The 22,525-nt window shown below is 55.7% G+C and carries 19 protein-coding genes and 2 pseudogenes; 15 read left to right on the plus strand and 6 right to left on the minus strand.

Annotated elements, in window-relative coordinates:
* Nucleotides 1-53: 53 nt before the first annotated feature.
* From ABIB59_RS22755 to dapA, 5 genes are all read right to left on the minus strand, one after another.
* Nucleotides 54-2,063 carry a tRNA(Met) cytidine acetyltransferase TmcA gene (locus ABIB59_RS22755; RefSeq protein ID WP_354037130.1) on the minus strand — a complete coding sequence of 670 codons (2,010 nt, stop codon included), beginning with the start codon at nt 2,061-2,063 and terminating at the stop codon, nt 54-56.
* A 22-nt stretch (nt 2,064-2,085) separates the two neighbouring features.
* Nucleotides 2,086-2,949, minus strand: a complete 864-nt coding sequence (ypfJ, locus tag ABIB59_RS22760) for a KPN_02809 family neutral zinc metallopeptidase (RefSeq protein ID WP_103245368.1) — start codon at nt 2,947-2,949, stop codon at nt 2,086-2,088.
* 123 nt (nt 2,950-3,072) lie between these two features.
* Nucleotides 3,073-3,786, minus strand: coding sequence for a phosphoribosylaminoimidazolesuccinocarboxamide synthase (gene purC, locus ABIB59_RS22765; protein ID WP_039079709.1), 714 nt, complete (start codon nt 3,784-3,786; stop codon nt 3,073-3,075).
* 107 nt (nt 3,787-3,893) lie between these two features.
* The gene (bamC, locus tag ABIB59_RS22770) at nt 3,894-4,928 is read right to left on the minus strand and encodes an outer membrane protein assembly factor BamC (protein ID WP_039079708.1); all 1,035 of its coding nucleotides are present in this window, start codon (nt 4,926-4,928) and stop codon (nt 3,894-3,896) included.
* A gap of 16 nt (nt 4,929-4,944) precedes the next feature.
* Nucleotides 4,945-5,823: a 4-hydroxy-tetrahydrodipicolinate synthase gene (gene dapA / locus ABIB59_RS22775; RefSeq protein ID WP_071193403.1), complete on the minus strand. Its 879-nt coding sequence runs from the start codon at nt 5,821-5,823 to the stop codon at nt 4,945-4,947.
* 145 nt (nt 5,824-5,968) lie between these two features.
* On the opposite strand from dapA, the gene ABIB59_RS22780 reads away from it, so the two are divergent.
* From ABIB59_RS22780 to focA, 15 genes and pseudogenes are all read left to right on the plus strand, one after another.
* The gene (locus ABIB59_RS22780; RefSeq protein ID WP_197687997.1) at nt 5,969-6,541 is read left to right on the plus strand and encodes a glycine cleavage system transcriptional repressor; all 573 of its coding nucleotides are present in this window, start codon (nt 5,969-5,971) and stop codon (nt 6,539-6,541) included.
* Nucleotides 6,541-7,011 carry a thioredoxin-dependent thiol peroxidase gene (gene bcp / locus ABIB59_RS22785; protein WP_039079706.1) on the plus strand — a complete coding sequence of 157 codons (471 nt, stop codon included), beginning with the start codon at nt 6,541-6,543 and terminating at the stop codon, nt 7,009-7,011. Before ABIB59_RS22780 ends, bcp begins: the two co-directional genes overlap by 1 nt.
* A gap of 285 nt (nt 7,012-7,296) precedes the next feature.
* Nucleotides 7,297-7,917 carry a 4Fe-4S dicluster domain-containing protein gene (locus ABIB59_RS22790; protein WP_110294611.1) on the plus strand — a complete coding sequence of 207 codons (621 nt, stop codon included), beginning with the start codon at nt 7,297-7,299 and terminating at the stop codon, nt 7,915-7,917.
* Nucleotides 7,917-9,938 (plus strand): hydrogenase 4 subunit B, encoded by a 2,022-nt coding sequence (gene hyfB, locus ABIB59_RS22795; protein WP_354037133.1) that lies wholly within the window; start codon nt 7,917-7,919, stop codon nt 9,936-9,938. Before ABIB59_RS22790 ends, hyfB begins: the two co-directional genes overlap by 1 nt.
* A 13-nt stretch (nt 9,939-9,951) precedes the next feature.
* Nucleotides 9,952-10,899, plus strand: coding sequence for a respiratory chain complex I subunit 1 family protein (locus tag ABIB59_RS22800; RefSeq protein WP_354037135.1), 948 nt, complete (start codon nt 9,952-9,954; stop codon nt 10,897-10,899).
* A 16-nt stretch (nt 10,900-10,915) separates the two neighbouring features.
* Entirely contained in the window at nt 10,916-12,355 is a 1,440-nt protein-coding gene (locus ABIB59_RS22805; RefSeq protein ID WP_039079702.1) for a hydrogenase 4 subunit D, read from the plus strand.
* Nucleotides 12,356-12,367: 12 nt separating this feature from the next.
* Nucleotides 12,368-13,018 carry a hydrogenase 4 membrane subunit gene (hyfE, locus tag ABIB59_RS22810; RefSeq protein WP_039079701.1) on the plus strand — a complete coding sequence of 217 codons (651 nt, stop codon included), beginning with the start codon at nt 12,368-12,370 and terminating at the stop codon, nt 13,016-13,018.
* Between the two features lie 4 nt (nt 13,019-13,022).
* Nucleotides 13,023-14,612 (plus strand): hydrogenase 4 subunit F, encoded by a 1,590-nt coding sequence (locus tag ABIB59_RS22815; protein ID WP_039079700.1) that lies wholly within the window; start codon nt 13,023-13,025, stop codon nt 14,610-14,612.
* Nucleotides 14,613-14,626: 14 nt separating this feature from the next.
* The gene (locus ABIB59_RS22820; protein ID WP_502910527.1) at nt 14,627-16,336 is read left to right on the plus strand and encodes a hydrogenase large subunit; all 1,710 of its coding nucleotides are present in this window, start codon (nt 14,627-14,629) and stop codon (nt 16,334-16,336) included.
* 10 nt (nt 16,337-16,346) lie between these two features.
* A complete protein-coding gene (gene hyfH, locus ABIB59_RS22825; protein ID WP_039079698.1) occupies nt 16,347-16,895 on the plus strand; it encodes a hydrogenase 4 subunit H in 549 nt (182 codons plus the stop codon).
* A complete protein-coding gene (locus ABIB59_RS22830) occupies nt 16,892-17,668 on the plus strand; it encodes an NADH-quinone oxidoreductase subunit B family protein (protein ID WP_071193407.1) in 777 nt (258 codons plus the stop codon). The genes hyfH and ABIB59_RS22830 overlap by 4 nt, the downstream gene beginning before the upstream one ends.
* Entirely contained in the window at nt 17,661-18,071 is a 411-nt protein-coding gene (locus ABIB59_RS22835; RefSeq protein WP_354037140.1) for a formate hydrogenlyase maturation HycH family protein, read from the plus strand. Before ABIB59_RS22830 ends, ABIB59_RS22835 begins: the two co-directional genes overlap by 8 nt.
* Nucleotides 18,072-18,290: 219 nt before the next feature.
* Nucleotides 18,291-18,632 (plus strand): annotated as a pseudogene (locus ABIB59_RS26445) (hydrogenase); the annotation flags it as partial.
* 48 nt (nt 18,633-18,680) lie between these two features.
* Nucleotides 18,681-20,246, plus strand: a pseudogene (locus tag ABIB59_RS22840) (sigma 54-interacting transcriptional regulator); the annotation flags it as partial.
* Between the two features lie 135 nt (nt 20,247-20,381).
* Nucleotides 20,382-21,239 carry a formate transporter FocA gene (gene focA, locus ABIB59_RS22845; RefSeq protein ID WP_039079694.1) on the plus strand — a complete coding sequence of 286 codons (858 nt, stop codon included), beginning with the start codon at nt 20,382-20,384 and terminating at the stop codon, nt 21,237-21,239.
* Between the two features lie 82 nt (nt 21,240-21,321).
* Here focA and ABIB59_RS22850 read toward each other — a convergent pair whose 3' ends face one another.
* Nucleotides 21,322-22,392 (minus strand): AI-2E family transporter, encoded by a 1,071-nt coding sequence (locus ABIB59_RS22850; protein ID WP_039079693.1) that lies wholly within the window; start codon nt 22,390-22,392, stop codon nt 21,322-21,324.
* Nucleotides 22,393-22,525 lie beyond the last annotated feature (133 nt).

Here is a 22,525-nt window from a genome sequence, read left to right on the forward strand (position 1 = left end):
GCAGTTTACGCCGGGGAGGAATAATCACCATGCCATTTAACTGAATGAGTTAGTTAAAAAAATTGCAGTTGCCGCACCTGCGCTTTCAGCAAAATAGTGCGTTCAGAATCGAGTAAGGACAGTGCCGATGCAGCCTCCTGGCGCTGTGCGACCAACAGCGCTTTACGGCCCGAAAGCGCCCGTACGTGGCAAATATCCGCCTCACTGCGCTTCTCTGTGAGCTGCATCCGTAATGCATTCAGGGGTAAATCGACCTGCATCAACAACCTTTGCAACGCACCCGTTGCCGAAGAGAGCGGGCGATGGGCAAAGGCAAACCCGGCCAGTTCCTGCCAGTCATCATTATTAAGGGTAGTCTCTGGACTGACGGTAAGGGGTAACTTTTCCCCTTTCCAGGCATCAAGCCAGGGTAAATCTCGCGCCAGTCTGCGCTGCTCATTGGCGGCAAGCGCCTGTCCTGCCACCGTCAGCGGCAATACTGCCATGGCGGTATAGCAACCACTGCTCGCCTCCCGGTGGCTGCCAAGCCTGACCAACTGGAACCCGCATCGCTGCCAGAAATGCCACAGCGAAGCCGTATAGCCGAAACTCACCGAGAGGTAATCGCAGCCCGTGACATGCTGGCGGGCATGCGTAATTAACGCCTGTCCAAGCCCTTCCCGCTGACGTGACGGATGGACGGCAATGCGGCTCGCGCGTAAACCGCGCAACGTCGCAGCAAGCGGGCTGCCACCGTGGGCCGCCAGCGACTGCGCCACCAGATTCCCACGAGGACGACGAAATCCCGCCCAGACAGCCTGGCTGAGTCCGGCTGACAATCCCCCCTCCTCCACCAGCCAGAGCGCTGCCAGTAATGCATCCGGCGTTTTCGTGAGCCAGAAATGTTGCCCCGGCGCATCCATCATTCGGCGCAAATCCAGAGGAGAGGTGCGGTAATGGGCGCTGGCAAGCAGCCGATAGAGTGCAGACGGAAGTGAGGGGTCCGTGGACCATGCGGATTGGTCGAGCGAAAGGATTGTCGCCTCGCCCGTCGGTTTCGTCAGTGCCGACGCATCGTCAAACAACAATACCCTGTTGATAAACGCTTCCAGCGGACAGCCTTCCGCCCAGCGCAGGGGAGTGTGCAACTGGCGGTGTATGAGATGGGGAAAACCGGCACAGAATTTTAATAAGAAGCCCTGACCGGTCCCTTCGTAACCTTGTACCGTGGTGGTCAACAATACATAACGGAACGCCGAGACGAGCGTCGTCAACAGCGGCCCCGGAATGGCTGCCGCTTCATCGACGACTAACCACTCTGACAGCGGCTCCCCTTGGGCAATGCGTGCGAGTAACGCATCCGGGGCAATAAAAGTCATCTCTCCGGCATAGTGTGCCAGTACATCCGTTGCAGAACGTCCCGGTGCGGTAACAATGGCCGACGTCGCCAGACGCGCAATGTGCATACCCGCCAGGGCTGACTTCCCTCGCCCGCGCGGTGCCGTTACCACCATGACACCCGGCGGCATCGCGGCAAGTTCAGCCAGAATCGCTCGCTGTTCCTCTTCGGGCGCACCTGTCGCGGCATGCCAGGCGGGGCGCGCAGAAAAATCAGGGGGACGGAATGGATGTGCGTGCGACCAGAGCATCACGTTTTCGTCTTGCCGCAGCGCCCGGCAAAAGTGTTCAACAAAGCGCGGCGTGGCAATCGGCTCGGCGGTGTCACTCCAGCGACAACTGTCGTTATCAGGCCGTTGCGCCCATGCATCAAGCGGCGGCGTAAGGAGGACCAAAAAACTGCCCGGTTTCAGCGTGCCGCTGAGCGCCGCGAGCGCGGCGACATCAAAACCGTAACGGGCATCCAGCACGGCATGGGTGAATTCGCGGCCAAGCAAGGTGGTGAGCGCACGCGGCGCGCAGTGTAGCGGCCAGTCTGTTGATTCACCTACCCACAGCCAGTCGCCGGGTAATGAGATGCGAAGGTGATTGGCCTGTTGCAGGCACACCTCACCTTCACCCGCGATAACCAGCAAACGGCGGATCCCCTGATCCGCCATTTGGGCACTTAATGCAGTTAATGACATTCAGATGTCCCGGCACCGAACACTAAAGCGTACCGCTAAATGTATTGCACTGGGCTGGGTCGCCGCTGTCCATTCCGCGTTTGAACCAGTTATAACGCTGTTCGGAGGTGCCATGGGTAAACGTGTCGGGGATAACCAGCCCCTGGCTACGTTTCTGCAATCGATCGTCGCCCATTGCGGTCGCGGCGTTCAGCGCCTCTTCCAGATCGCCTGCATCCAACACGCCTTGTTGTTGCATGCTGTGTCCCCAGACCCCGGCATAGCAGTCGGCCTGCAATTCCAGACGTACCGACAGCGCATTGGCTTCGGTTTGTGACGCATTTTGCTGGAGCTGGCGTACTTTAGCCTCGGTACCGAGTAATTTTTGCACGTGATGGCCGACTTCATGAGCAATGACATACCCCTGAGCGAAATCACCGTTCGCCCCAAGCTTGTGCTTCATGTCGTCATAAAAGGAGAGATCAATATAGACTTTACTGTCCGCCGGGCAATAAAACGGCCCCATAACGGATTGCCCGGTACCGCAGCCCGTTGTCACCCGGTTACGGTACATCACCAGTTTGGGCTGCTGGTAATGGCGCCCCATTTTTTCGAAAAGTTGCCCCCAGGTGTCTTCGGTCGTGGCGAAGATAACACTGGTGAATTTCGCCGCTTCATCTTCCTGCGGGCTGATGGAGCGCTGCTGAGAACTGTTGTCGACCGGTTCCCCGGTGATAAGGCCCGTTAAATCCACACCGTAGTAACTGGCGAAAATCACCACCACCAGCAGTATGATGCCGCCCTTACCGCCCGGCAGACGAAATCCTGGCCCCCGAATAACGGGTCCGCCCGATTCATCGCGCCGGTCTTCAATATTGTTGCTTTCACGACGCCCTTGCCAGCGCATAACCACCTCATTATCTAACGTATTAATAATGATCGTAGGCGGTTGCGGGGAGGATTACCATAAGAAAAAAGAGGCAAGGAACCAGAGGATGCGCGCATCCCCCGGTTTGCTGCGGATTATCGCTTAGTCGAGCTTAACACCCAGGCGATGGGCAACGGCTTCGTACGCTTCAATCACGCCGCCCAGGCTCTGGCGGAAACGGTCTTTGTCCATTTTTGCCAGCGTTTCTTTATCCCACAGACGGCTACCGTCCGGTGAGAATTCATCGCCCAGAACCACTTCACCTTTGAACAGACCGAACTCCAGTTTGAAGTCGACCAGGATCAGGCCTGCGTCATCAAACAGTTTTTTCAGTACATCGTTCGCTTTGTAAGTCAGCTCTTTCATGCGCGCCAGGTTCTCTTTGCTCACCCAGCCAAACGTTTCACAGTAGGAGTCGTTCACCATCGGGTCATGCATGGCATCGTTTTTCAGGAACAGATCGAACAGCGGCGGATTCAGCTCGATACCTTCTTCAATTCCTAAACGTTTTACCAGTGAACCCGCAGCACGGTTACGCACCACACACTCTACCGGTACCATGTCCAGCTTTTTCACCAGGCATTCGGTATCGGACAACAACGCTTCCATCTGAGTTGGGATACCCGCTTCTGCCAGTTTGCTCATAATGAAATGGTTGAATTTGTTGTTAACCATGCCTTTACGCTCGAACTGCTCAATACGCGCGCCGTCCCCTGCTGACGTATCATTGCGGAATTCGAGCACCAACAGGTCCGGGTTTTCCGTGCTGTATACGGTCTTCGCTTTGCCACGATACAACTCAGCTTGCTTTTGCATCTTTGTCACTCCAGGTGTGATGATTTAACTAAAAAAGCTATTTTACACCGACGCACACGTTTGCGTCAGCCAAATAAAAAAAGGCCGGAGGTATCCGGCCCTTATTCTTACTTGTTAAACGCGGCCTCAAACGCTGCCACCAGGGCGTCGTTTTGCGACTGCGTTAACGTATGACCTTTCGGGTCAATAAACTGGAGGCTACTGCGGTTATCTAAATCACCGACCTGCAGTTTATAGTCACCAGACGCCAGGCCCGGGTCACGCGCGCCCAGATCGCGCCATGCGCTATCGGACAACGGTTTGTAAGTGACGGCCATGCTACCGGTAGAACGGGTGCTGTCGGTCACTTTCATGCCCACTTTTTCCAGCACTGTCGGCAGGCGCTGCCACACTACGTTGAACGGACCACGCACCACCAGCATCGGCAGACCGGTATCATCCGCGCCGGACTGAACATCAAGCGACTTCACGCTGCGGTTTTCGGCGGCAGCCTGAGCGTCAGTGGATGTTTTATCCAGGCTCTGGGAGATAACGTTCAGCATTTCCGTGCTGTAGCGCTGTAACGATGCGCTATCTGCAACCGGCTTACCCGCCTGCTCCAGATTTACGAGTTTAACGGTCACCGCCTGCTGATAACCCTGCGGTTTCACCGAGATTTGATAACGGCCACGATACTGCTGATCTTCATCGAGGCGGTTCCAGTCAACCCAGTCGGTCGTTAACGTCTGACTGGCGTCGTCACGCTTCGCGATGGCGTAGTTTTTTGCCTGGATAATGCTGACAACCTGCGGCCACAGGTTTGTGTTGCGGCCATTTTCAACCAACAGGGTTGCCGTATCGCCAGTAAACTGAGTGCGCGCACCCGTTACCAGTGCCAGCGGCTGCGCCGGCGGACGGATATCCAGCTCTTTACCCACAGCACCACTGCCGTTAGTGGCAGGAATGTTATATTCGCCATTCTGCACCGGCAGGATCATGCCGGCTGGCGCATGAAGTTCCGCAAGCGGCGCGGCATCCAGATAGGACTCGTCACCACTGACCTGACGTTTGTAGCGTGAATCCGAACTGCAGGCAGCGAGTAACATTACAAATGAAACTCCCGCCACCTTCGCCAGGCGCGACTTCTGTACTGAGTAAGCCATCAAATCTCCCTAAACTTTACAGCAATCCGGCATGCTTAAGCGCGGAGCGAACCACTTCACGACCGTGATCGGTGATCGGTGTCATCGGCAGGCGCAGCGTATCGGTTGCCACAAGCCCCAACTCCTTACATGCCCATTTCACCGGGATAGGATTGGGTTCGACAAATAGTTTGTTGTGTAACGGCATCAGGCGCTTGTTGATCACACGCGCTTCGGCGAACTGCCCTTCCGCTGCCAGTTTGCACATGTCGGCCATATCACGTGCCGCCACGTTCGAGGTAACGGAAATAACGCCGTGACCACCGAGTTGCATAAAGTCCATCGCGGTTGCATCGTCGCCGCTGAGCAGCAGAAAGTCATCTGAAACCAGCTCTTTGATCTGATGAACGCGACTTAAGTTCCCGGTCGCTTCTTTAATACCAATAATATTTTTAATTTCCGCCAGACGACCCACGGTTTCCGGCAGCAAATCGCAGCCGGTGCGCGATGGCACATTATACAGAATCTGGGGCAGATCGGTGTGTCCAGCGATGGCTTTGAAATGCTGGAACAGGCCTTCCTGTGTCGGACGGTTGTAATAAGGGGTTACTGTCAGACAGCCCACGATGCCACTGTCATTGAAACGTTGCGTCAGGCTGATGGCCTCCGCGGTGGCGTTTGCGCCAGTCCCTGCGATAACAGGGATACGCCCGTCTGCCAGTTCCAGCGTCATCATCACCACATCCCCATGTTCTTCATGGCTGAGCGTGGCGGATTCGCCGGTCGTTCCTACAGAAACAATCGCCGATGTTCCACTGGCGACATGGTAATCAATCAGTTTTTTCAGGCTTGGCCGACAGACTTTACCGTTATCATCCATTGGCGTAACAAGCGCGACTATACTTCCCGTGAACATGGGCCATCCTCTGTGCAAACAAGAATCTCAATGGTACGTGTGGTGCTGTAATAAAAGCAAGTGACGTGAGGCGTTCCGGCGGTTGTATGCCGGTTTTTTTTATGCTTTCCTTATGATTATCTCAGGTTTGACAGGAAGCACAGGTTTGACTGCCTCATCACAACATTTTCTGGTTATTACTGCGCTGGGTGCCGACAGGCCGGGTATCGTTAATACCATCACGCGCCACGTCAGCAGTTGCGGTTGCAACATTGAAGACAGTCGTCTGGCTATGCTGGGAGAAGAGTTCACGTTTATTATGCTGCTCTCCGGCTCATGGAACGCTATTACGCTGATTGAATCAACGTTGCCGCTTAAGGGCGCAGAGCTGGATTTATTGATCGTGATGAAGCGTACCGCCGCACGCCCTCGCCCTGCCATGCCTGCCACCGTCTGGGTTCAGGTTGAAGTCCCTGACTCGCCGCATCTGATTGAGCGTTTTACTGCCTTGTTCGACACCTTTCAGATGAATATCGCTGAGCTGGTCTCCCGCACACAACCGGGCGACGCCACCAGGGCCGCGCAGCTTTTTATTCAGATAACCGCTCACAGTCCTGCCTCGCAGGACGCATCAAATATTGACCAGGCATTCAAAGCCCTATGTACAGAATTGAATGCACAAGGCAGTATAAACGTGGTCAACTATTCACAGCATGATGAACAGGATGGAGTTAAGTAATGAATCCACTGAAAGCCGGTGATATCGCACCGAAATTTAGCTTGCCGGATCAAGACGGAGAACAAGTAAATTTGGCCGACTTCCAGGGACAGCGTGTTCTGGTGTATTTCTACCCGAAAGCGATGACGCCAGGCTGTACCGTCCAGGCATGCGGCCTGCGCGATAACATGGATGATTTGAAGAAAGCGGGCGTTGAAGTGTTGGGTATCAGCACTGACAAACCGGAAAAACTTTCCCGTTTTGCCGAAAAAGAGCTGCTGAACTTCACGCTGCTGTCCGATGAAGATCACCAAATTTGCGAGCAGTTTGGCGTCTGGGGTGAAAAGACCTTTATGGGCAAAACCTACGACGGCATTCACCGCATTAGTTTCCTTGTCGACGCCGATGGCAAAGTCGAGCATGTTTTTGATGATTTCAAAACCAGCAATCATCACGACATCGTGCTCAACTGGCTGAAAGAGAACGCCTAAGCGGGCTCAAATTGCATCACCCCTATTCCGGGCGTCCCGTCTAAGGCCGCCCTTGTTTTCTGTCTTTGCCTCTCCCGCCAATTATTTGAAGTTGATCACACTTTATCACTCATTTCGACACTAGTGCCGACAATGGCGACTTATCGCCCGCCCCTGACCATCACTTTTGTTTGCTCACCACCACAAAACCACGCAACTCACTGATAAATATTGATTTTAACATTTGGCATGACTTGTGCTTAAGAAGGCTCAACGATTTTCTCGCTTTCTTCTCAAGGAGCCGACATGAACCGCTTTGTGATTGCAGATCCCGAGTGGTGTATAGGATGCAATACCTGCCTTGCCGCGTGTTCGGATGTTCATAAGACTGAAGGGTTGCAGTACCACCCACGATTAACGCTGGTTAAAACGGACACCAAAACCGCGCCGGTCATGTGCCGACACTGTGACGATGCGCCCTGTAAACAGGTTTGCCCGGTGAACGCGATTTCCTTCAAGGATGACGCGGTCTATCTCAACGAAACGCTCTGTATCGGCTGCAAACTCTGCGGTCTGGTCTGTCCGTTCGGTGCGATTACCCCGTCAGGCAGCCGTCCACTCAACATTCCTGCACGCTACGAAAACTTCGTTCCGGAAGAACAACTCCGGGATGTTCCCGCCAGCCCGCCGACCATGCAGCCGTTTTTACGCTGGAATGCGGGTGTACAGACTATCGCCGTCAAATGCGACCTCTGTCACTTCCTGCCGGAAGGTCCCGCCTGCATCAGATCCTGTCCGACACATGCGCTGCATCTGGTACAGGAAGACGCGCTCAATAAACAGTTGAAAGCGCGCCGGCTGCTGGCCGCGCTCAACACGACGGACATGACCTTCGACTCTTCTTCACCCACGCCGGAGCAACGCTAATGGATGCCCTGCAATTATTGATGTGGTCAATCTTGTTATATGTCGCTGGCGGCGTCGCGTCACTGTTACTGGCCCGCCAGGAGGATCTGGCGATTAAGGTCGCCGGTCTGTCGGCGATGGCGGGCGGCTTACTCGGTCTGGCGAGCGCCGTCACCGCGTTAACGGGTGCGCAGACGCTGCAATTGCAGGCCGTCGGCCCCTTCGCGTTTGCCCATTTTATCGTGCGGATGAACAGTCTGGCGGCCTTTATGGTGCTGGTGATTTCCCTGCTGGTGACCGTCTGCGGCCTCTATTCGCTCTCCTACGTGCGCGAATATGTCGGCAAAGGTGTCGGCGCGATGGGCTTCTTTATGAACCTGTTCATCGCATCGATGGTCGGTCTGGTAGTGATGGACAACGCGTTCTGGTTCATCGTGCTGTTTGAAATGATGTCGCTGGCCTCCTGGTTTTTGGTCATCACCGATCAGGACGACGAATCCATTCACGCCGGTCTGCTCTACTTCTTTATCGCCCACGCCGGGTCGGTACTGATCATGGTTGCCTTCTTCCTGATGTGGCGCCAGAGCGGCAGCCTGGATTTCGCCAGCTTCCGTGAGTTGTCGCTATCACCGGGCGTCGCCTCCGCCGTCTTCCTGCTGGCGTTCTTCGGTTTTGGCGCCAAAGCGGGGATGCTGCCACTGCACAGTTGGCTACCGCGCGCGCACCCGGCCGCGCCGTCACACGCGTCGGCATTAATGTCGGGGGTGATGGTCAAAATTGGTATCTTCGGGATCATCAAAGTCGGTATCGACCTGCTTGGACATAGCGGTATTCCGCTGTGGTGGGGCGTGGTGGTGCTGGCCTTCGGCGCGGTGTCGTCGGTGCTTGGCGTGCTCTACGCGCTGGCAGAGCATGACATCAAACGCCTGCTTGCCTGGCACACGGTTGAAAACATCGGCATCATTTTGATGGGCGTCGGCGTCGGCATGGCTGGCATCGCGCTCCACCATCCGGTGATCGCCGCCGTCGGTCTGCTCGGCGCACTCTTCCATCTGCTCAACCACGCGCTGTTTAAAGGGCTGCTGTTCCTCGGCGCCGGGGCGATTATCTTCCGTCTGCACACACGGGATATGGAAAAAATGGGCGCGCTGGCCAAACGGATGCCGTGGACCGCAGGCGCGTTCCTGATTGGCTGTCTGGCCATTTCTGCCATGCCGCCGCTCAATGGCTTTATCAGTGAATGGTATACCTACCAGTCGCTGTTCTCCCTCACCCGCGTGGACGCCATTATTCCCCGGCTGGCAGGCCCCATCGCCATCGTCATGCTGGCTATCACCGGCGCACTGGCCGCGATGTGCTTCGTCAAAGTTTACGGTGTGAGTTTCTGCGGTAACGCCCGCAGCGAAAAAGCCGACCATGCCCGGGAAGTCCCCTGGCCGATGGTGATTGCCATGTGTCTGCTGGCACTGTTCTGCGTACTGGCAGGCGTCGGGGCAAATCTTGTTGCGCCACACCTGCTGCACATTGCCCAGTCGCTTTCCTCCCAGCAAACGCTGGCCGTGGCGCAAGGCGCAACGCTGATGCCAGGCGACGCACAGCAGGCAGTGCTGACGCCCTCGGTGGTCTTCCTGCTGCTTATCGCGATGCCCATACTGCCGGGCCTGTTCTGGTACATCAACCGTCACACCCGTGGCAATTTCCGGCGCACCGGTGATGCATGGGCATGCGGCTATGCCTGGGAAAAAGGGATGGCCCCGTCTGCCGGCAGCTTTACGCAGCCCCTGCGCGTGGTATTTGGCCCGCTTTATCGCATGCGTAAACAGCTCGATCCTGCCCAGCCGTTACAGCGCAGCCTGGGGGGCGTAACTATTGCTGCCACCCGCACAGAGCCGTTCTGGGACGACAAAATCATCCTACCGCTGGTCAGGATAACCAAACGCATTGCCCGTGCGGTGCAGTATCTGCAAAGCGGCGATTTCCGACTCTATTGCCTGTATGTGATCGCCGCGCTGGTGATCCTGCTGCTGACTATCGCCGTCTAAGGAGGGAGAGAAGATGATACAACCAACCCCTGACTGGTCACTGGGTCTGTTTGCCCTCTGCCAGGCGGCGTTTCTGCTGGCATTAACGCCATTATTTACCGGCATCTCCCGGCAGATTCGCGCACGGATGCACTCTCGCCAGGGTCCTGGCGTCTTACAGGACTATCGCGATCTGCAAAAACTGCTTAAGCGCCAGGAGGTGGCTCCGGCCTCGTCCGGCATGATGTTCCGCGTCATGCCCTGGGTGCTGCTGAGCAGCATGCTGGTGGTGGCGATGACATTGCCGCTGTTTGTGCGCACCTCGCCTTTCGCCGGCGCGGGCGACTTAATCACCCTGATTTACCTGTTCGCCCTGTTCCGCTTCTTCTTTGCGCTCTCCGGTCTTGATACCGGTAGTCCGTTTTCCGGGATTGGCGCCAGCCGCGAACTGACGCTCGGCATCCTGGTGGAACCGATGCTGATTCTCTCGCTGCTGGAGCTGGCGCTGCTGGCCGGGTCGACCAATATCGGCGCGATCAGCACCACGCTGGCGGCCGGTTGGGTCTCCCCTGTTGCCACGCTGCTGGCGATGCTCGCCTGCGGATTCGCCTGTTTTATTGAGATGGGCAAAATCCCCTTCGACGTTGCAGAGGCGGAACAAGAGTTACAGGAAGGGCCGCTGACCGAATACTCCGGGGCAGGACTGGCGCTGGTGAAATGGGGGATCGGCCTGAAACAGGTGGTGATGGCCTCGCTGTTCCTGGCGCTCTTCTTCCCGTTCGGCAATGCCGGCTCGCTGACTGTCGGGGCCATGTTGCTTTCGCTGGTCATCACGCTGGTCAAATTACTGGTGGTGTTTGTCATTGCGTCAGTGGTGGAAAACTCGCTCGCTCGCGGGCGATTTTTACTGACGCACCACCTTACCTGGCTCGGTTTTAGTCTCGCCGCGCTGTCATATGTTCTTTGGTTAACCGGTCTGTAAGGAGCGCTGAATTACTATGGAAACAATTGCCCTGACGACCCTGCTCCTGCCGTTTATCGGCGCGCTGGTCGTCTCTTTGGCCCCCAGACAGACCGCCCCCATGCTGTCCACCGTGTTCGCATTGCTGGCAACTATTGCCACGGTCGCACTGGCGGCGGGCTTTCATGCCGCAGGCAGCGAGGTTGTAGATATCCCGCTGCTTAGCGCCGGACAGATAGCGTTGTTCGGGATGACGGTAGACAAAATCAGCACTCTGATTCTGTTTGTGGTGGTCTTCCTCGGTCTGCTGGTGGCGCTCTACTCCACGGGATATCTGACCCGTGGCAATAAGGAACACCCGCACGATGGCAGCAATCGCTACTACGCATTCTTGCTGATTTTTATCGGTGCGATGTCCGGCCTGGTGCTCTCCTCCACGCTGCTGGGCCAGTTGCTGTTTTTTGAAATCACCGGCGGCTGCTCCTGGGCGCTCATCAGCTATTACCAGTCCGAGAAATCCCAACGCTCGGCGATGAAAGCGCTGCTGATCACCCACGTCGGTTCGCTGGGCTTGTATCTGGCGGCGGCCACGCTGTTTCTGCAAACCGGCACCTTCGCGCTGAGCGCCTTAAGCCAGTTAAACGGCAGCGGCGCCTTAATCGTCTACGGTGGGATTTTGTTTGCCGCCTGGGGGAAATCGGCGCAACTGCCGTTGCAGGCCTGGCTACCGGATGCGATGGAAGCGCCGACGCCAGTCAGTGCATACCTGCACGCCGCGTCGATGGTGAAAGTGGGCGTTTACATTTTTGCCCGCGCTATTTCCGAAGGTGGGCAGATCCCGGAAGTCATTGGCTGGGTCGGCGTCACCATGGCGACCATCACCCTGGTGTACGGTTTCCTGATGTACCTGCCGCAAAAAGACATGAAGCGCCTGCTTGCCTGGTCGACCATTTCCCAACTGGCGTGGATTTTCCTCGCTCTGTCGATGTCGATTTTCGGTTCGAAAATGGCCTTCAACGCGGGGATTGTTTACATCTTTAACCACGCCTTCGCCAAGAGCCTGTTCTTCCTGGTTGCCGGGGCACTCAGCTATAGCTGCGGTACGCGTATGCTGCCGCGTCTTCGTGGCGTGATGCGCACGCTCCCTATCGCCGGGATCGGCTTTTGCGTTGCGGCGCTCGCCATTACCGGTGTGCCGCCGTTCAACGGTTTTTTCAGCAAGTTCCCCCTGTTCGCCGCCGGGTTCGCCCTCTCCGATCAGCACCCCATTCTGCTCGCGGTGATGATCCTGGCGCTGGTGGAATCGGTCGCCAGCTTCGGCTGGTTTATCTACTGGTTCGGGCGCGTGGTGCCGGGTGAACCCAGCGAAGAGGTGGCACAGGCGGCACCGCTACCGTATGCCATGAAACTGGTGCTGGGGATTCTGGTGGTGATGTCGCTGTGCTCAAGTCTCATTGCCGCAGCGTGGATTGGATAAAGGGAGTCGAAGATGACGGGAACATTGGTAGTTAACAATCTGGCGGGGCTGATGATGTTCACCTCGTTATTGGTCACTTGCGCCAGACGCTACACCGTCTCCTGCTGGTTGTACGCCCTGCAATCACTGGTGCTGGTGTCGATATTTTTTACCCTCTCACAACTGCTGGATGCAGAACAACTGCGGATGTGGTCCATCAGCGCCTTCTTTACCAAGGTTCTGATGGTGCCGCTGATTATGGGCTATGCATTTCGCAAAATGGCGCCAGAGGGTCAGGGAGAACGCCTGTTTGGCCCTGCCGCACTGGTGCTGATGGCCGCAGGCATCGTGCTGCTGTGCTGGTTTGTGGTGCGTCCGGTGCAGTTGCCGCTGGTCGCGCAACTTAAACCCGCGCTGGCGGTGGCGCTCGGCCACTTCCTGCTGGGGCTACTGTGCATCGTCAGCCAACGTAATATCCTGCGCCAGGTGTTTGGCTACTGCCTGATGGAGAACGGTTCGCATCTGGTGCTGGCGCTGCTGGCATGGCGTGCGCCGGAGTTGGTTGAAATCGGCATCGCCACCGACGCCATTTTCGCGGTGATCGTCATGACAATACTGGCGCGAAAAATCTGGCGTACCCACGGCACGCTGGACGTTAATAACCTTACGGCGCTGAAAGGATAACAACATGAGTCACGCATTGATGTTTACCTTGCTGTTGCTCACGCCGCTGGTCATCTCCGCACTCTGCTTCCTGTGCCGTCTGCGAGGGAATGCCGCGCGCGCTCTGGTCACCACCGTGCATTTCGTCGGTATCGTCGTGCTGATGGTCGTGGCACTGTGGACGGTTGCGGAAGCTGTAACTGAGGGCGAGATATTCGCCGCCCATCGCTGGCTACATATCGACAGCTTAAGCGGGTTGTTCTTGTCGCTTCTTGGGATTATCGGTTTTATCACCGGGTTGTACTCCATTGGCTATATGCGCCATGAAGTGGATCATGGGGAAATTACCGTCGGCACCCTGTGCAACTATTACGGTTTCTTCCATCTGTTTCTCTTCACCATGCTGTTGGTGGTCACCAGTAACAACCTGATTGTCATGTGGGCAGCCATTGAGGCCACCACACTAAGCTCAGCGTTTCTGGTGGGGATTTACGGTCAGCGTTCTTCGCTGGAAGCCGCGTGGAAATACATCATTATCTGTACCGTGGGCGTCGCGTTTGGCCTGTTCGGTACGGTCCTGGTGTATGCCAATGCCGCCAGCTTTATGGTGGAGCCTGACCACGCGATTTTCTGGACCGAAGTCCTTAAAGAGAGCAGCAACCTCGACCCCACGCTGATGGTGCTGGCATTTGTCTTCGTGCTGATCGGTTTTGGGACCAAAACCGGCTTGTTCCCAATGCACGCCTGGCTGCCGGATGCCCACAGTGAAGCGCCAAGCCCGGTCAGCGCCCTGCTCTCAGCGGTGCTGCTGAACTGCGCGCTGTTGGTGCTGATTCGCTACTACATCATTATCTGCCATGCCATCGGCAGCACGTTCCCCAATACCTTGTTGATGATTTTCGGCCTGCTCTCAGTGGCGGTGGCGGCGTTCTTTATCCTCGTTCAACAGGATATGAAACGCCTGCTCGCCTACTCGAGCGTGGAAAACATGGGGCTGGTGGCGGTGGCGCTCGGTATCGGCGGCCCGCTGGGTATTCTCGCCGCGCTGCTGCACACGCTGAACCATAGCCTGGCCAAAACGCTGTTGTTCTGCGGTTCCGGCAACGTGCTGCTGAAATACGGCACCCGCAATCTGGACGTGGTGTGCGGCATGCTGAAAGTCATGCCGTTTACCGCAGTTCTGCTCGGTGGCGGCGCGCTGGCACTGGGCGGCATGCCCCCGTTCAATATTTTCCTCAGCGAGTTTATGACCGTCACCGCCGGGCTGGCGGCCGATCACCTGCTGGTGACTATCGTACTGCTGCTGTTGCTGACGATTGTGCTTGGCGGACTGGTGCGCATGGTCGCCAAAGCGCTGTTTGCCGCACCGCCTCAGGAAGTCGCCAGCGGTGAGCTCGGCTGGCTCACCACAGTGCCAATGGTCATTTTGCTGGTGATGATGCTGGTGATGGGGACCCATATTCCGCAACCGGTAAGCAAAATGCTGGCAAACGCTTCTGCCATCGTGATGTCCGGTAATGATGAACAATCAACACAATTTAGTTGGCTGTGGGCGTCGTTTGATACCACCGCCGCAACCGCAACACCCGCGCGGGTTCAGGGAGAGTTAAAGTGAGTTATTTAGAGAGTATCAGTCTCGATGCCCCTCGTGGCGGTGCCTGTCTTGCGGCGTTAAACGCGCAATTCCCCGGTGCCATTCTTGAAGAAGAGCGGCAAACTTTTGAGCAGACCACCATTACGGTAAAACTCAATCTGCTGCCGGATATTGTGCATTATCTCTATTACCAGCATGACGGCTGGTTACCGGTGTTATTCGGTAACGATGAACGTACTCTGAATGGTCATTATGCGGTCTACTACGCCCTTTCTATGGAAGGGGCGGAAAAATGCTGGATTGTGGTAAAAGCGCTGGTGGATGCCAACACGCGTGAATTCCCCTCCGTCACTCCTAAGGTGCCCGCCGCCGTCTGGGGCGAGCGTGAAATCCGCGACATGTACGGTCTGATCCCGGTGGGCCTGCCGGATCAGCGCCGTCTGGTGCTACCGGACGACTGGCCGGACGATTTGCATCCGCTGCGTAAAGACACCATGGATTACCGTCTGCGCCCGGAGCCGACCACCGATACGGAAAACTACCCGTTTATCAACGATGGCGATAGCTCGGCGCGTATCGTGCCCATCGGCCCGCTGCACATCACGTCGGACGAACCGGGCCACTTCCGTCTGTTTGTTGATGGCGAGCGCATTGTCGATGCCGATTACCGCCTGTTCTACGTTCACCGCGGTATGGAAAAACTGGCGGAAACCCGCATGGGTTATAACGAAGTGACGTTTCTGTCAGACCGCGTCTGCGGGATATGCGGCTTCGCCCACAGCGTGGCCTACACCACCTCGGTAGAAAACGCCCTGGGTATTGTTGTGCCGCAACGCGCTCACACTATCCGCTCGGTGCTGCTGGAAGTGGAACGTCTGCACAGCCATCTGTTAAACATTGGGCTTTCCAGCCACTTCGTCGGCTTCGATACCGGTTTTATGCAATTTTTCCGCATCCGCGAAAAATCGATGACCATGGCAGAACTGCTGACCGGCTCGCGTAAAACGTATGGCCTGAATCTGATTGGCGGCGTGCGGCGCGACATCCTGAAAGAGCAGCGCATTAAAACTATCCAACTGGTGAAGGAGATGCGCGCGGAAGTCGTCCAACTGGTGGATATGCTGCTCTCAACGCCGAATATGGCACAGCGTACCCAAGGGGTTGGGGTGCTGGACCGTCAGATTGCGCGCGACTATAGCCCGGTCGGCCCGCTGATTCGCGGCAGTGGCTTTAACCGTGATCTGCGCTTTGACCATCCGTATGCCGACTACGGCAATCTGCCAAAAACCTTGTTTAGCTGGCCCGCTGGGGATGTTTTCTCGCGCGTGATGGTGCGTATCAAAGAGACGCTTGATTCCCTCTCGATGATTGAGTTTGCCCTCGACAATATGCCAGACACCGCGCTGTTAACCGAAGGGTTCAACTACAAGCCGCATAAATTCGCACTGGGTTATGTGGAAGCACCGCGCGGTGAGGATGTGCACTGGAGCATGCTCGGCGACAACCAGAAGCTGTTCCGCTGGCGCTGCCGTGCGGCGACCTATGCCAACTGGCCGGTGCTGCGCTATATGCTGCGCGGCAATACCGTTTCCGATGCGCCGTTGATTATCGGGAGTCTCGATCCCTGCTATTCCTGTACGGACCGCGTCACGCTGGTGGATGTACGTAAGCGCAAGTCCACCACCGTGCCGTACAAAGAGATCGAGCGTTACAGTATTGAACGTCGCAATTCGCCGCTGAGATAAGGAAGATACGATGCTTAAATTGTGGAAAACCATTATCAGAGCGGGCGAAGTCACGGTGAAATACCCGTTTGCGCCGCTGGAGGTCTGCCCTGGATTTCGCGGTAAACCCGAGCTTAATCCTGAGCAGTGTATCGCCTGCGGCGCCTGCACCACCGCCTGCCCTGCCAACGCGCTGACGATGGAAACCCATCCGGATGACAACGCCCGCATCTGGCAACTGTTTATCGGCCGCTGCATCTACTGTGGCCGCTGCGAAGAGGTGTGCCCAACGCACGCCATTCGCCTGTCAGAGGAGTTTGAGCTGGCAGTGACTCGCAAAGAAGACCTCTATGTGCGCGCGACCTTTCGGCTGCAGCATTGCAGCGAGTGCCACGCCCCCTTTGCGCCGGAAAAATCCGTCGCCCTGGCGGCTGAATTACTGGCGCTTCATCAATCGAACCCGGCGCTGGTAGAAACCCTGCGCGCCCAGGCGAATGTCTGCCCGGCATGTAAACGTCGGGCGGCACTGGAGCATCGCGGCAGCACCAACGTTCATTATTATATTGAGGAGCAAGCATGAGCGCCGATTCCCTGACGTTAAAGCAGCATGTCAGCCAGCCCATAACGCTGGATGAACAAGCGCAAAAGCTCAAGCAAGTGCTGCTTCGCGATATTCAACGTTCCGCCTATGTTTACCGCGTGGACTGCGGGGGATGTAACGGCTGTGAAATTGAGATCTTCGCCGCGATCACCCCGCTGTTCGATGCCGAACGCTTCGGCATTAAAGTCGTTGCGTCACCGCGTCACGCCGACATTTTACTGTTTACCGGCGCGGTCACCCGCGCCATGCGTATGCCCGCGCTGCGTGCCTGGCATTCCGCGCCTGACCACAAAATCGCGATCTCCTATGGCGCATGCGGCGTCGGCGGCGGTATTTTTCACGATCTCTACAGCGTCTGGGGCGGCAGCGATACCATCGTCCCCATTGATGTATGGATCCCCGGCTGCCCACCGACCCCGGCGGCAACGGTGCACGGTTTCGCCGTCGCGCTCGGCCTGCTGGAGCAGAAACTGCACGCCGAAGATCATCACCAGGCTGAAAATGAAACGGCGACCGTCCGTTGGCCTGCCGTACCACTGGCCATGCGCGTTAATATCGAGCGTCTGGCGCGTCGTCTGGCAGGCTATCGCCAGGGACGTGAAATTGCCGATCACTTCTTCGCGCTGTTGACCGAAGGCGATCCACGCGAAAGTTCCGCGCGCATTAATGCCTGGTTGCAGCAGGCGGCCGATCCGCGTCTGGACACCATCGTGCAGCAACTGCGCGCCGAGATGGAGGGAAAGCATGTCTGAGAAGGGCAGCAAAGTGATGTTCTGGACGCTGCGCCAGAAATTTGTCGATGACAGCGCCAATGTCGAGGAAAAAAGCCGCCAGGTGATGTACTACTCGCTGGCCATTGGTCACCACGTGGGGGTAATCGACTGCCTCAACGTGGTGCTGGAATGTCCACTTGCCGACTACGAGCGCTGGCTTGCGCTACTGGATGAGGACGCACGTAAGAAAATGCAGGGGCTGATCACGTTTGGCGAAATCATCATTGATGCCAGTCACGTCAATAAACTGGCCCCCGCCTTTGCTAAACTGGCAGAAGAAGCGGATGATCCCTGGCGTAGCTGGAGCCAGCTCATCTTGCAGCAATTGAAAGACATTGCCGGTGAGCCGGCGATTTATCTGATGGTGCGGCGGCTGGATTAACCATTAGTGATATCAATAACACGTCAATTCGTATGACAATTAGCTATACGTGAAGCGGGTAACACTACAAAATAAGGGGGTATAGTAGTATACCGGGTGGCCCGCTCTCTTACCGAAGAACAATCACTTGATATGAAAAAACGGATAAGGAAGTCACATTATGTTGATTTATGACTGTTTTTTTCTGCTTTTCTGTACAATTGATTCTGGAAGGATGCAGTATCCATGATTTTACAGCATTTGCTGGAACAGAAAGATAAGGCGTCCGTCCTGCGGGCGTTCATTCCCCTACCACCTCCGTTCAGCCCCATTCAGTTTGTCGAACTTCGCCTCAGTAATTCGCGATTCTACCGCTGTTTTGATGACGGAAGCGTTGAGTTCTGCACCAGTGAATATGCCGGTTCAATCAGCGACAGCTCAAAACAGGTGATTTTACTTGCCGGAGAAACCATGGCTGAGCTGCGCTTTGCGCGCACCGATGGCGGTAAATTTTGCGAAAAAGACAGCACCATGTTTGCCTGGCTGGCACGCCTCGCGGCGCAAGGTTTAGAGGGTGATATTGAGCGCGACAAGCTGGAGCAATCCGTTTCGCTGTTGCGCCAGGAGCTTGACCATGACCGGGTTCTGGTCGATATCACCAACTCGGTACTGTCTCACCTTGATATTGATGAACTGGTGGCGGATGTCTCGCGTGAAATCCACCGCTTCTTTGGCGTGGATACGGTCGCAATGGTGCTCCGCGATGCCCTGCGCTCGCGCCAGCTTATGTGGAACTCGACGGATTTCACGGTTCAGCCGCCAACAAGCCAGCAATACCCGCTACGCAGCGATAGCCAGTTGCTGCAGACGGCGCTCAATGAAAATCATGCGACCCTGTTGCAAAAAAGGGACGAGCCGCAAATGTGGCTAAATGATCCCTTGCTGCAACAGTTGGAGGCGCAAGGTCTGGAGACGGTCTTTATTCTGCCGCTGGCTTTTAGCCATCAGTCCACCGGCGTACTGGTACTGGCACACCGGGATTTGTCGATTTTTAACGCACAAAACTGTCGATTACTTCGACAGATTGCCGACAGAATTGGCATTGCTGTCGATAATGCCGATGCCTATCGCAAAGTGACGCATCTGAAAGAAAACCTCAAAAACGAGAACAACAAACTTAACGAGCAAATTCTTTCCAGCCAGAGCTTTGGCGACATTATTTATCAGAGCGACGCCATGCGCGATGTGCTCCAGCAGGTCAATATTGTTGCCCTGAGTGACAGTACAGTGCTGATTCTTGGCGAAACCGGTACAGGGAAAGAGATTATTGCCCGTGCCATTCACCAGATGAGTCTGCGCAAAGATAAACCGCTGGTGAAAATCAACTGTGCCGCCATTCCGTCGACCCTGCTGGAAAGCGAACTGTTTGGTCACGATAAAGGGGCATTTACCGGCGCTATCAACACCCACCGTGGACGCTTTGAAATGGCGGATGGGGGGACGCTGTTCCTCGATGAAATCGGCGATATGCCAATTGAACTGCAACCTAAATTATTGCGTGTGCTACAGGAAAGGGAGATTGAGCGCATTGGCGGCACCCGCACCATTCCCGTTAACGTTCGGGTCATCGCCGCGACTAACCGCGACCTGAAACAGATGGTCATTGACCGGGAGTTTCGTAACGACCTGTTCTATCGCCTGAATGTGTTCCCGCTGGTGTTGCCGCCGCTGCGCGATCGCCCGGACGATATCCCGTTGCTGGTCAGGTACTTCACACAAAAACTGGCGCGCCGTTTAAACCGCCAAATCGACACCATTCCTGCCGATGCAATGCGCCAGTTGATGCGCTACGAATGGCCAGGCAACGTGCGCGAACTGGAAAATATTCTCGAACGAGCGGTCCTGCTCTCACGCGATAATACGCTGAGCCTGCATTTGAATGCGCAACCCAGTAGCATGGTGCAGCCTGTGGCCCATGATCCTTTTCCTTTTCCCCTGCCCCGCGTGGCGGAAATGATGCACACCGAACCGCCGGAAAATGATGAAGAGGAACGTCAGCGTATTATTCAGGTGCTGCGGGAAACAAACGGTATTGTCGCCGGGCCGCGCGGTGCGGCGTCAAAATTAGGGATGAAACGTACCACGCTGTTATCACGTATGCAGCGGTTGGGTATTACCGTTCGGGAAGTATTGTAATTGAGCTTCTGAGTTTAAGTGTGAGCGAATTAACGCTTTAGAGGCGATACCGGCTATATGGCTGGTACGTCCTATGCATATAAATGCGGGTGTCGATATTGCTCCCTCATTAATGCATAGACTCAGGAGATTCTCATGGATACCAGCAATGCTTTTGATCTGCGACTTCCCGCAGAAATGGCAAAGGTCGCCGAACAGGCAGGGTTATATAAAGTCAGCAAGAAGAAAGAACTGTCATTCTTTCTCGCGGTCACGGCTGGTGTATTTATTTCCATTGCATTCGTTTTCTATATTACCGTCACGACCGGGCCTGCCCCTGCAACCGCCCTGGCAAAACTGGCCGGCGGCGTGTGCTTCTCGCTGGGCCTCATCCTGGTGGTGGTCTGTGGCGCAGATTTGTTCACCTCGACAGTATTGACGGTGATGGCAAAAGCCAGCGGGCTAATAAGCTGGCGACAGTTAATTATCAACTGGATAATTGTCTATTTCGGTAACCTTGTCGGCGCCCTGTTTTTTGTCGCGCTGATTTGGTTTGCCGGGCAATATATGAGTGGCAATGGTCTTTGGGGATTAAATGTATTACAGACCGCCGACCATAAAATGCATCACACCTTCATTGAAGCCGTTTGCCTGGGGACGCTATGTAATTTAATGGTATGTCTGGCTGTGTGGATGAGTTATTCCGGGCATACGCTAACCGATAAAATTATGGCGATGCTGTTGCCTATCGGTATGTTTGTCGCCAGCGGCTTCGAACACAGCATCGCGAATATGTTTTTGATCCCGCTTTCTATTGTTATTCGTTATTTTGCACCCGAAGGATTCTGGACCAGCATTCACGCCAGCCCGGAAAATTTTCCGGCATTAACGGTCAGCAATTTTATCACGGCCAATCTGATCCCGGTGACGATAGGTAATATTATCGGCGGCGGGTTGCTGGTGGGGATTACTTACTGGATTATCTATTTGCGTAACCAAAATAACGGCCACTAACCGCGTCCCTGATGGCGCTGCGCTTATCAGGGCTACGATTGGTAGCCCCGCTAAGCACCGCGCCAGCGGGGAAGACATCACGTCAGAGGTGATGGTCGTCAACCACCACGGTATCTGGCCATGCGTGAATCACTGCCTGCACCAGCGTCGCCAGCGGGATGGCGAAGAACACCCCCCAGAACCCCCACAGACCGCCAAAGATAATTACCGACAGGATAATGACCAACGGGTGCAGGTTAACCGCTTCGGAAAACAGTAACGGCACAAGCAGGTTGCCATCCAGCCCCTGGATTATCAGGTAGACGGCAAAACAGCTCCAGAACTCGGTGCCCGCACCAAACTGAAACAGCGCCACGCCAATCACCGGAATGGTGACCACAAACGCGCCGATGTAAGGAATCAGCACCGAGAACCCTACCAGCACCGCCAGCAGCAATGAATAGTTAAGGCCAAAGAGCTGAAAACCTAACCAGGTGGCAACACCGACGACAACCATCTCCAGCACTTTGCCGCGAATGTAGTTGGTTATCTGCTGGTTCATCTCTTTCCAGACCTGCCCTGCCAGCCCACGGTTACGCGGTAAGACGCGGCGCACCGCATTGAGCATCTGTTCTTTATCCTTCACCAGGAAGAAGACCATCAGAGGCACAAGGACCAGATAGACCGCCAGCGTCAGCAGCCCGACCAGCGATGCAAGGGAGTATTTCACCACCGAATCGCCCATGCCCAGCATCCGGGCACGCATGTTTTCCGCCATTGCATCGATGATGCCCGCATCCATTAACATCGGATAACGTCGTGGCAGCGTGGCGGCATAATCGGAAAGTTTATTGAGCATACCCGGCATGTCGCGAATCAGATTCATCCCCTGCTGCCAGGCAACCGGCATCACAACAAATGCCATAATCATCAGAATGCCGACAAACAGCAGCAGCACCATCGTGGCGGCCCAGCGGCGGGAGAAACCGACTCTTTCCAGACGGACGGTTGGCCATTCGAGAAGATAGGCCAGCACGATGGCAACCAGAAGCGGCGCAAGAAGACCGCTAAAAAAGAAGAGAATGACAAAACCTGCCAGCAAAATGACCAGCAGCGCGATCGCTTCCGGGTCGCTAAAGCGACGGCGATACCACTGCATCAACAATTCAAGCATATGTTCCTTCCAGGAGCCGGATTGACCGGTGTGAGTTCAGGAATTGTATCGAAATGTCACAAAAAAGACTTCGCTTTTCGTCGCCTTTACAGGAAACATGATGAGCGGGCAAAAAGGTGTTATTCCCCCATCA

It is taken from the genome of Citrobacter sp. UYEF32 (genome assembly GCF_040546205.1).
Lineage (GTDB): Bacteria > Pseudomonadota > Gammaproteobacteria > Enterobacterales > Enterobacteriaceae > Phytobacter > Phytobacter diazotrophicus.